General features: G+C 67.7%; 12 protein-coding genes. 7 read left to right on the forward strand and 5 right to left on the reverse strand.

What is annotated here, in order from left to right:
• From ACTHL9_RS10905 to ACTHL9_RS10915, 3 genes are all read left to right on the forward strand, one after another.
• Positions 1 to 442 (forward strand): flagellar basal body rod C-terminal domain-containing protein (locus tag ACTHL9_RS10905; protein WP_440519038.1); only part of this gene is annotated, 442 nt, incomplete at its 5' end.
• Positions 442 to 1,326 (forward strand): flagellar hook-associated protein FlgL, encoded by an 885-nt coding sequence (gene flgL / locus ACTHL9_RS10910; protein ID WP_440519040.1) that lies wholly within the window; start codon positions 442 to 444, stop codon positions 1,324 to 1,326. The genes ACTHL9_RS10905 and flgL, both read left to right, overlap by 1 nt.
• Positions 1,323 to 1,706 carry a flagellar assembly protein FliW gene (locus tag ACTHL9_RS10915; protein ID WP_440519041.1) on the forward strand — a complete coding sequence of 128 codons (384 nt, stop codon included), beginning with the start codon at positions 1,323 to 1,325 and terminating at the stop codon, positions 1,704 to 1,706. The genes flgL and ACTHL9_RS10915 overlap by 4 nt, the downstream gene beginning before the upstream one ends.
• Here ACTHL9_RS10915 and ACTHL9_RS10920 read toward each other — a convergent pair.
• Positions 1,670 to 2,356, reverse strand: coding sequence for a hypothetical protein (locus ACTHL9_RS10920; RefSeq protein ID WP_440519042.1), 687 nt, complete (start codon positions 2,354 to 2,356; stop codon positions 1,670 to 1,672). The genes ACTHL9_RS10915 and ACTHL9_RS10920 overlap by 37 nt on opposite strands.
• A gap of 253 nt (positions 2,357 to 2,609) precedes the next feature.
• Here ACTHL9_RS10920 and ACTHL9_RS10925 point away from each other — a divergent pair, with 253 nt between their 5' ends.
• The 3 genes from ACTHL9_RS10925 to ACTHL9_RS10935 are packed head-to-tail and all read left to right on the forward strand — an operon-like array spanning position 2,610 to position 4,517.
• A complete protein-coding gene (locus ACTHL9_RS10925) occupies positions 2,610 to 3,095 on the forward strand; it encodes a hypothetical protein (protein ID WP_440519044.1) in 486 nt (161 codons plus the stop codon).
• Positions 3,092 to 4,075, forward strand: a complete 984-nt coding sequence (locus tag ACTHL9_RS10930) for a hypothetical protein (protein ID WP_440519045.1) — start codon at positions 3,092 to 3,094, stop codon at positions 4,073 to 4,075. The genes ACTHL9_RS10925 and ACTHL9_RS10930 overlap by 4 nt, the downstream gene beginning before the upstream one ends.
• Complete coding sequence (locus ACTHL9_RS10935) at positions 4,068 to 4,517, forward strand: hypothetical protein (RefSeq protein ID WP_440519047.1); 450 nt, start codon at positions 4,068 to 4,070, stop codon at positions 4,515 to 4,517. The genes ACTHL9_RS10930 and ACTHL9_RS10935 overlap by 8 nt, the downstream gene beginning before the upstream one ends.
• 34 nt (positions 4,518 to 4,551) lie before the next feature.
• Here the strand turns inward: ACTHL9_RS10935 and ACTHL9_RS10940 are convergent, their stop codons facing one another.
• Positions 4,552 to 5,031 (reverse strand): VOC family protein, encoded by a 480-nt coding sequence (locus ACTHL9_RS10940; RefSeq protein ID WP_440519049.1) that lies wholly within the window; start codon positions 5,029 to 5,031, stop codon positions 4,552 to 4,554.
• A gap of 115 nt (positions 5,032 to 5,146) precedes the next feature.
• A complete protein-coding gene (locus tag ACTHL9_RS10945) occupies positions 5,147 to 6,364 on the reverse strand; it encodes a transcriptional regulator (RefSeq protein ID WP_440519050.1) in 1,218 nt (405 codons plus the stop codon).
• A 600-nt stretch (positions 6,365 to 6,964) separates the two neighbouring features.
• Between ACTHL9_RS10945 and ACTHL9_RS10950 the strand changes: the two genes are divergently transcribed.
• Complete coding sequence (locus ACTHL9_RS10950; RefSeq protein ID WP_138418361.1) at positions 6,965 to 7,207, forward strand: hypothetical protein; 243 nt, start codon at positions 6,965 to 6,967, stop codon at positions 7,205 to 7,207.
• A 16-nt stretch (positions 7,208 to 7,223) separates the two neighbouring features.
• Here the strand turns inward: ACTHL9_RS10950 and ACTHL9_RS10955 are convergent, their stop codons facing one another.
• A complete protein-coding gene (locus ACTHL9_RS10955) occupies positions 7,224 to 7,496 on the reverse strand; it encodes a MoaD/ThiS family protein (RefSeq protein ID WP_440519052.1) in 273 nt (90 codons plus the stop codon).
• A complete protein-coding gene (locus tag ACTHL9_RS10960; protein WP_440519053.1) occupies positions 7,493 to 8,578 on the reverse strand; it encodes an exo-alpha-sialidase in 1,086 nt (361 codons plus the stop codon). Before ACTHL9_RS10960 ends, ACTHL9_RS10955 begins: the two co-directional genes overlap by 4 nt.
• Positions 8,579 to 8,867 lie beyond the last annotated feature (289 nt).

The following is an 8,867-nucleotide window of genomic DNA, read 5'->3' on the forward strand; positions in this document are numbered from 1 at the left end:
CCAGACGACCGCCGGGACCAGCGGCCTCGACTTCTTCCGCCTGGACCCGTCCCTTCCTCCCGCGCTCGGACTCAGCGTCGTCCCGCAGGATGCCAGCGGAATCTCTGCCGGGACTGCAGGATCGGGGGCGTTCGACGGCTCGACGGCGGATGCGATCGCGCAGATCGGCACCCGCGCCGGCTCGCCCGACAGCCAGTGGGCTGCCTTCGTGACGACCCTCGGCAGCGCCTCCCAAGCAGCCCAGCAGCAGGAGACGACCGCGACGACGTCCGCGACCCAGGCGAAGAGCGCGCAGTCCTCGGGGGCGTCCGTGAGCCTCGACGAGGAGAGCATGCATCTGCTTGAGGCCCAGCATGCCTATCAGGCTGCGGCGAGGGTGATGAGCGCCGTCGACCAAGCACTCGACACGCTCATCAACCACACCGGAACGGTAGGACTGTGATGATCCGCGTCACTGAACAGACCATCGCCGCCACCGCGCAACGCGGTCTCGGCCTGAGCCAGACCCGCCTTGCGAACGCCCAGCAGGCAGCAAGCTCGGGCCAGCGCATCGGGCGGCCCTCCGACGACCCGGTCGGCACGGCGGGCGCACTTCAGGTCCACGCCCAGATCGCCGCAGCCAACCAGTACAAGCGCAATATCGACGACGGCAGGGCCTGGCTCACGACGCTCGACGGAGCTCTCGGTAATGCCACCGGCTTCCTGCGGCAGATCCGGGATCTGACCATCCAGGCGGGCAACGGGTCGCTGGGCCAGGACAGCAGGAACGCCATCGCCCAGCAGATCGACTCGCTCCGGCAGGACGTCCTCTCGTCCGCCAATACGCGGTACCTCGGGCGCAGCGTGTTCGCGGGCACCTCCGACGCGGAGGGAGCATTCACCGACGGCAGTCCCCCCACGTTCAACGGCGTCCCCGGCGATACGGTCCAGAGGAGGATCGGCGCCGACCAGACCGTTCGGGTCGACGGTGACGGAGCGGCGATCTTCGGCACGGGGGCAAACTCGATCTTCACGGTCCTGGACTCCATCTCGTCAGACCTGCGCAACGGTGTCGACCCGACTTCCCGGCTGCAGGCCCTCGATACTGGGATGAACGCCCTCGTCGCGGGGCGGGCGGACATCGGAACGCGGCTCTCGCAGCTCCAGCGGGCAGGATCGGAGAACATGACAGACCAGAACACGCTCGAGACCCAGCGCTCGGGCATCGAGGACACGGATCTCGGAAAGGCGATCCTCGACCTGCAGCTTCAGCAGACGAATTACCAGGCCGCGCTTGCGGTCACCGCGAAGACCCTCATGCCAAGCCTCATGGACTTCCTCAAATGAGCCCGGCAACATTGAGCGCGTTGACCTTCGTTGAGCCGCTCCCGGGCCTCGCGCCCCACACCGACTTCCAGCTCAACCCCGTCGACGGCGCCGCGGGCCTCTTCAGCCTCCGGCCCACCGAGGCTCCCGAGATCCGACTCTTCGTCGTGGACGCGAGCGTGTACACCCCCGGCTATGCGCCCGACATTGCCGCCCCCTGCCGGCGGATCGGCCTCAGCTCACCGCAGGAGGCCAGGGTCCTGCTGGTGGCGACCGCGGACGGCGCCAGCACAACCGTCAATCTCATGGCCCCGGTCCTCGTCAACGAATCGACGGGCGCGAGCCTCCAGGCGATCCTCGACGGTCAGGGTTGGCCCCTGCGGGCGCCGCTCGGCGCCTGATCCTTCTTGCCGTTGTTCTGCTGGTTGGCGTCGTTCTGGTGCGACGCCTTCACGCCCAGCCCAGGCGGATCCGCCAGCCGCAGCCAGCGGTTGACCTCCTGCGTCAGCTGCCGGGCGGCGGCCTCGGCGGCCGCCCCAGCATTCGGGAGGCCATTGGCATTCGGGAGTCCCTGGGAGACGACGTCCCGCATGCTCTGTCCGGTCGTGGCCAACCCAGGCGCTGCTCCCGTCTGCCCCGGAGCCCTATTGCTCTGCCCCGGCGCCGTATTGTTCTGCCCCGGCGCCCCGTCATCGCGTCCCCGCGCCGCCCCATTCTGGCCCGGCCCCGTGCGCGCTTGTCCCGGCGGGGAACCGTCGCTCCCCACGGCGCTGGCGGGCTGAGCGTCGGAGGCTCCGCCGTCGTCTGCCCCGGGGTCGGCCACGGGCGCCGGCACCACCGCGGACGGCACTGAGCCTGCGGCCTGAATGGTCGACGGCGCGAGCGGACTCTCGCTGCTGGCCTCCCGATGCACGGGGGTCCCGGCCGCGATCGCCTGGGCTGCCGCACTCGCGGAGGCGCTCGCGCGCGCGGCTTCGACAGTGGCACCGAAGGCGTGAAGCGGCCCATTTACGCCCGCTTGAAGGAAGCTGACCCCGCAGAACGTCAGCACTGCAGTTCCCCCAATGACAGCGGGGAACTGCCACAACCGTTTAATCACTATTCAGCCTTGAGTGCGCGCATCACCGACCGGCCGACCGGCCGTCACGCGACAGACTCTACTGTTCACGCTCTGACGTGTCTACGACATTCGTGTCATATTGGCACGCGCCTTGTGACACTGCGCCCGCGGGCCGAAGCAGTGGACATGTCCAACTCCTGCTATCCTGACGGGAAAGTCCACCGTCGAGAACGAGGATGGCGTCATGGACATGGAAGCCCTGCGGACTGAAGCCTCCGCAGCCTTTCACGCCCTGGACGTTCCGCAGGATCTGACCATCGACGTCCTCCGCGAGCTCCTCGAGGAGGACCGTGGCAAGAAGATTGTGGTCCGGTCCGTGAAGGGGCTCGGCCCCAACCAGGTCTCGGGCCTCTGGTTCTCCCTCCCAGACACGGACCTCGTTCTGCACGCCGACACCGTCTCTCCCCTGCACCGGGAGCAGATCATCCTCCACGAATTCGCGCACATCGTCCTCGGCCACGAACGGCTCATGGAGGACGGGCACCATCTGGCCTCGCTCCTCCCGGACCTCAAGCCGAGCATGGTCTCCCGCTGCCTGGCGCGCTGCCAGAGGCAGTCCGCGCCTGAGATCGTGGCGGAGTCGCTCGCGGACCTGTTCGCCGATGCCCTGGCCCAAGCCCGGCGGGCGGGACGCGGCGAGCCGCTCAACTTCCGCGGGGTCTTCGGATGACCCTCCTTCTCGCCTCGGCCGTTGCCCTGTGGCTTCTCGTGCTCTCCCGCCTCGCGGTCTGCATCCGCCAGCGCGGGGACCTCGTCTTCTTCGTCGCGCTTCCGGCGGCGCTGGCCACGACGGTCAACTATCCCCCGGTCTTCCGAGGGCTCGATTCCGTGCTTGGCTTCCCCGGTCTCACAAGCCTCTTCAGTGGCGGCCTCATCATGCTCGCGTACGGGGTGTTCCGCATCGCCATCGTCAAGGCGGTGGTCGCCGTGGAGCGCCAGGAACCCGTCCTGCGGCGCGGCCTGCTGCAGACGACGGCGGCCATCACCGTCTACTGCGTGTCCTTCGGCTGCGCGGTCACCGCCGGGGCGATTTCAGCCGTAGCGCCGACCGGCCACCCCGTCGACTCGGGCTCGCAGAGCGACATCGGCGTGTTCGTGTTCACGGCCACCCAATGCGTGTATCTGGTGGCGGTCTCGGTAGAGGTCGCGCTCGCCTGTCTCCGGTACCGGCCACACATGAGCTCGGGGCTGTTCCGCTGGGGCTTCGGGGCTGTGGCACTGGGCTGCGTGCTGTCGGTAATTGCGCTGGCCGCAAAGTTCGCGCGGCAGATCATCGTGCTGACGTTCCTCGGGCTCGACTACGAGCCGCTCCTGCAGGCCACGTTCCAGAACCTCTACGCCATTGCCTCGCTCCTGCTCTCGTTCGGGCTCTTGCTTCCGACCCTGTCCGGGCGCGCGGCCGTGTGGCAGGTCGCGGAGCGCTATCTCCTGCTGCGCCTGCACCGGGTCTGGCGGCGGACCGCGGACGCGAGCGTGGTCATGGACGCCGTGTCCGTGCCGCTCAAAGGCGTCCTCAGCAGGAATCCCCGGGCGCGTCTGCATCGCGCCCTCGTCGAGATCCTCGACAGCAACCTCGCTGCGGGGGGAACTCTGTTGAGCACGTCTGAATCAAAGCTTGTCCAAAAGACGGAGGGAGCGCTCTATGCCTGACCACGAACCCCTGAAGCCCGAGGAGGTCCTGGCCGAGCGTCTCAACACGCTTCTGGACGTCGTGGCCGCCGAAGGGGGGCACCGGTACACGTTCCCCGACATCAAGCAGGCCGTCGAGGCACGCGGCCTCCACATCTCACGCCAGCGTTGGCACTACATGCGGGCCGGCACCGGTCCCATGACACCGGACACCGAGCTCCTCGAGGCCCTCGCCGACTTCTTCGGAGTTCCCGCTGCCTTCCTGACCGACGCCGACGCCGAGACGCCCGAACGCGTCGCCGCACAGCTCGACCTGCTCCGCGCCATGCGCGAGGCCGAGGTCAGGAGCTTTGCCGCCCGGACGCTCACGAGCGACCTCTCTCCCGAGACGCTGCTCCAGATCCGGGACATCATCGACGAGACGCTCACGAGGCAGAAGCGGGAGGACCGCCCGGCCTCGTGAGCGCCTCGGCTCAAGGTTGATCAGAGGGCGTTGCTCAGCTTTGATCGGCGCCCTCTGCCTGTGCGTTCTCCGCAGATTGGCCGTCGCCCGATTGCTCCTCGCTGGGCTGCCCGGCGATGTTGATGAGCCAGGCGATGCCGAACTTGTCCACGAGCATGCCGAAGGTATCGCCCCACATGGCCTTCTCGAGCGGCATCGTGACGGTTGCACCGTCGGACAGCTTGTCCCAGTAGCCCCGGATCTCTTCCTCGTCGTCTCCGCTGATGGAGATTGAGAAGTTCGTCCCGGGCCGGTACTCCATCCGGGAGGGCGTGTCCGACGCCATGAGGACGAGGCCGTTCGGGCCGTTCAGCTGCGAGTGCATGACGAGCGGGCCCTCCGACGGGTCCTGCGCGGCGTGGAAATCGTCGAACGTGGAGACAGTGAGGTCGCCGCCGAGGACTGACTGGTAGAAGTTCATCGCGTCACGCGCGTTGTCCTTGAAGCTCAGGTAAGGGTTCAGGATCGTAGGCATGGGGCAACTCCTTGTGATCATCAACTCGGGAGCCGGAACGCTTCCGACAACTGGGAGCCTACGGCGGGGGACTGACAGTTTCCAGAGCCCAAGGGGCCTTCCCTCGGCAAGCGCCTCAGTGGCGCAGGAGTCGCTCTAGGTGGGCGACGACGGAGGCCCGCTTGGGTGAGCGCGGCGGCAGGAGACGCAGCGCGGTCTGCCAGGCTTCGACGTCGTCCGCTGCCTCGGGAAGCTGAAGGTAGCTCATGAGCACGTCCACGCCCGCGCTCCCCACGACCGCCTCGCGGAGGGTCGCGGAGAGCTCGTCCCGCAGCTCCGCGATGGCCGGGGCGTCGGAGCGCGGCAGGATCTGCCCGCCGTACGAATTCAGCGCGAGCCGATGCGAACCGCGTTCGAGCTGCGCCCGCGCATGCAGGGAATCGACCTCGAGTCCCTCGACCCGGTAGGGGCGCGAGAGGAGTCGCACGCCGGCCCCGAAGCCGTCGAGGGCCTTGCGGAGCCTCACGAGCTCGGCCCGCAGCGTGACCGCCGGAACGGGCTGTTCGTAAAGCCGGTCCGCCAGTTCCTCGGCGGTGAGGCCGCGCGAATTGCCGGCGAGGAGCACGAGGATCTCCGAGTGGCGCACGGAGAGGCTGAGCGTGCGGTCTCCACAGCGGAGCACGCCGTGATCGCGGCCCGTCACCGAGAGGACCGCTGGCCCCACGGACGACGGCGCCCGCCGGCTCGTGTGCGAGGCCCCAGCCAGCGTGCGCAGGCGCTCCTCCGCTGCCGCGACTGCCGCGCGGACGAGCGGCAGGGCGTACCCCGAGATGGCCAGGTCACCGCCCGTGATGTCGACGACGCCGATCGGCGCGCCCGAGAGCGGGTCGCGAATGGGCACCGCAGTGCAGGAAAAGTCCTCCACCAGCGGGCTGAAATGCTCAGGGCCCGCGATTTGGACCGCACTCCCCGTGGCGAGGGCCGTCCCGGGCGCACTCGTGCCGATACTGTCCTCGGACCAGTCCGCTCCCTCGAGAAATGCCATGCGTTCGGCCCGCCGGCGTACGGCGGAATCGCCCTCGACCCAGAGGAGCGTCCCGCGTTCGTCCCCGATGGCGACCACGGTGCCCGCGTCAGACGCGGGCTGCACGAGGAGGTCGGAGATGAGAGGCATGACGGGAGCCAGCGCGTGCCCTTCGCGATAGGCCCGCAGCTCGTCCTCTCCCAGCACGCTGGCCACCGCGGCATCTTCGCGACGTGGATGCGTACGGAAGGATCGGCGCCACGAGTCTTCCACGACATCGCGCGCGGCTCCCTGCCCCGCGTGCACAAGCTGCTCCGATCGCACGTCCACCCACTCCCTTATGTGTGCCGTGCATCACAGTGTACGCGGGGCGCCTGCCGAGATCCCGGGACAAGGTTGCACCGAGGTTGCAACCCTTGTTCCAACCCGCCCGGCAGCAGGCGTCAGATCGGTTGCGTAAGGTCCACCACCAGCCCCATCGCCGCACTCTCTCGCACCGAGGCGATCACGTGCTTCACCGCATCCAGGGACTGGAGCCCCTGGGCGATTGCCACGACAACGCCCTCCGCCGACCGCAACTGGACCCGATATAGCCTCGCCTCATCCTTCAATACTTCAAACCTTGCTGCCACGGCACGCCCCTTCGCCTCAACATCTGCAAACCCACGCCGACCCCGCTTCGTTGCTGGGGTCAGGTCATAGACGCTATCGCGTGGAGCCCCACCGCGATACCCCTACTGGGGAGTTACTAGGCGGAGACACAGCAAATCTTCGCATTATGACTGCTGATTAAGTACCCCGTCGTGACGTGCGGAAACGCTTGCGCCTTCAAGTCCTTACGGGCCGATCACAGGGCCGAAACGGCTGCGAAATGTCCTCGGAGAACACTGGGCTCTGTCGGAACACCTCTGACGCTTGAAGGAGCACCAGATGACCAGCGAGACCCACCGCCGCATCCGGAAGCTCAGCGAACTCCGCCGCGGAGACCTCATCGAGGCACGCAGCGGCGTCACTGTCCTCCGGGGGACCGTCTACGACACCGCGCCAGGCATCGGCCTAGTCTGGATTCGGGACGAGGACACCCATTACCGCCGCGCCCTCCAGGAAGAGGACTTCTCCCTGTGGCACGTCCAAGCGGATTTCACGTTCAAGGGACGGGACCTCGTCGCATGAATCGGCCCCGCACGAGTCAGCCGCCAGCGACCGACTGGATGACGAGAATCTCCTGCCCCTCGCCCACCGCGGTGTCGAGCCCCTCGCGGCGCCGCACATCATCCCCATCCACATAGACGTTGACGTACCGGCGGAGCTGTCCCCGCTCGTCGCGCAGCCTGCGCGCGAGGATCGGGTACGTCTCCCCCACGTTGTCCAATGCGGCTCGCACGGAGCTGACGCCGGTCAGGGCGAACTCCGTGCGGCCGCCGGCCACCTCTGCCAGCACCGTGGGGAGGACCAACGTCACCACAGTTCGGCCGCCCTCACGCACAGGACATCCGGCAGCCGCGAGGCCACCTCGACAAAGGACTCGCCCTCATCCCCGCTCGCATAGACGGAACCACCGCGGGTGCCGAAGTACACGCCCACTGGATCACCGCCGTCGACCGCTGCTGCGTCCCGCAGCACCACGTTGAAATCCCTCTCCGGCAGGCCGCCGTCGAACCTCTTCCAGGTCTCGCCGGCGTCGTCGGTCCGATGCACCGCAAGGTGCCCGTCCGGGGCGATGCGCTCGTAATCGGAGACGAGCGGTATAACCCACGCCGTACCGCCGCGCCTGGGGTGGGTCAGCATCACGAAGCCGAAATCAGCCGGAAGACCCTCAGCGATCGACACCCATCGTTCGCCCTGGTTGTCGCTGCGGAAGACGCCCCGGTGGTTCTGGGCGTAGAGGCGCCCGTCGACGTCGGCCGCGATCTTGTGGACGCACTGCCCCATTTCCGGCTCCGGATCAGGCAGGAAGTAGGCCGAGATCCCCCTGCTTGCCCGCTCCCAGCTCTCCCCGCCGTCGCGGCTGCGGTAGACGCCGCCCGTGCTCATCGCGATATGGACCAGTTCGGGATCTTTGCGGTCGGGCACGATCGAGTGCGCCGCCGCACCTCCGTAGCCGGCACCCCAGTCGCCCTTGTCCGGGTGTTCCCACAGCGCGCGGTTGAGTTCGAAGCTCTCGCCGCCGTCGGTCGACTTCCACACCGAGATCGGCTGCGCGCCTGCCCAGACCACACCCGGGCGATCATCGGCGTCCGGCAGGATCTGCCAAATGCGTTCGACGGCGGCGTCGTCGCCTTCCGCGAACGCGATCGAGGCGCGCTCCGGCTCAGTCCAGGTCTGCCCCACATCGTCGGAGTGCACCACGGTCGGGCCGAAATGCTCGGAGCGGACGCCGACGAGCAGGCGAGTTCGCCCCTCTCTCATGTCGATGCCGATCGAGGGGATCTCCTGCATCAGGAATTGCGGGTCCGACAGCTCCCATTCGCGGCGGTCTTGGCTCGTTGCAAGCCACAGGCCCTTCTTGGTGCCGATGGCAAGAAGGTATCGCGGGTTGTCCATGGGCCCTATCCGAGCACGACTGGTCCTGCGCCACAAGGCTCCCAGGCCTTCGGAACTGCTCTCGGGAGTGCGCTACCAACTTGTTGACTGAACCAGTAGCCAAACGCGGCTCTCTTGTCTAGGCTTGAGCCAGACCCTGCAAAGGGAACAAAGACTGCCCCGGAGCGCGCACCCCCCAATCGTCGCTCCGGGGCTCCTTTTGTTTCGGGTACACCAACTGACGCCCCACATCGTTTCGGGTGCACCAACTGACGCGGCACCGAGCCGAGCATTCATGACGCCTCGGGGT

The organism is Sinomonas sp. (genome assembly GCF_051955515.1).
Lineage (GTDB): Bacteria > Actinomycetota > Actinomycetes > Actinomycetales > Micrococcaceae > Sinomonas.

Excerpts from the sequence above, each read along its gene's own strand:
- ACTHL9_RS10935 (WP_440519047.1), top strand. The coding sequence starts at position 4,068 with ATGCCTGACCACGAACCCCTGAAGCCCGAGGAGGTCCTGGCCGAGCGT.
- ACTHL9_RS10930 (WP_440519045.1), top strand. The coding sequence starts at position 3,092 with ATGACCCTCCTTCTCGCCTCGGCCGTTGCCCTGTGGCTTCTCGTGCTC.
- flgL (WP_440519040.1), top strand. The coding sequence starts at position 442 with ATGATCCGCGTCACTGAACAGACCATCGCCGCCACCGCGCAACGCGGT.
- ACTHL9_RS10940 (WP_440519049.1), bottom strand. The coding sequence starts at position 5,031 with ATGCCTACGATCCTGAACCCTTACCTGAGCTTCAAGGACAACGCGCGT.
- ACTHL9_RS10950 (WP_138418361.1), top strand. The coding sequence starts at position 6,965 with ATGACCAGCGAGACCCACCGCCGCATCCGGAAGCTCAGCGAACTCCGC.
- ACTHL9_RS10925 (WP_440519044.1), top strand. The coding sequence starts at position 2,610 with ATGGACATGGAAGCCCTGCGGACTGAAGCCTCCGCAGCCTTTCACGCC.
- ACTHL9_RS10915 (WP_440519041.1), top strand. The coding sequence starts at position 1,323 with ATGAGCCCGGCAACATTGAGCGCGTTGACCTTCGTTGAGCCGCTCCCG.
- ACTHL9_RS10960 (WP_440519053.1), bottom strand. The coding sequence starts at position 8,578 with ATGGACAACCCGCGATACCTTCTTGCCATCGGCACCAAGAAGGGCCTG.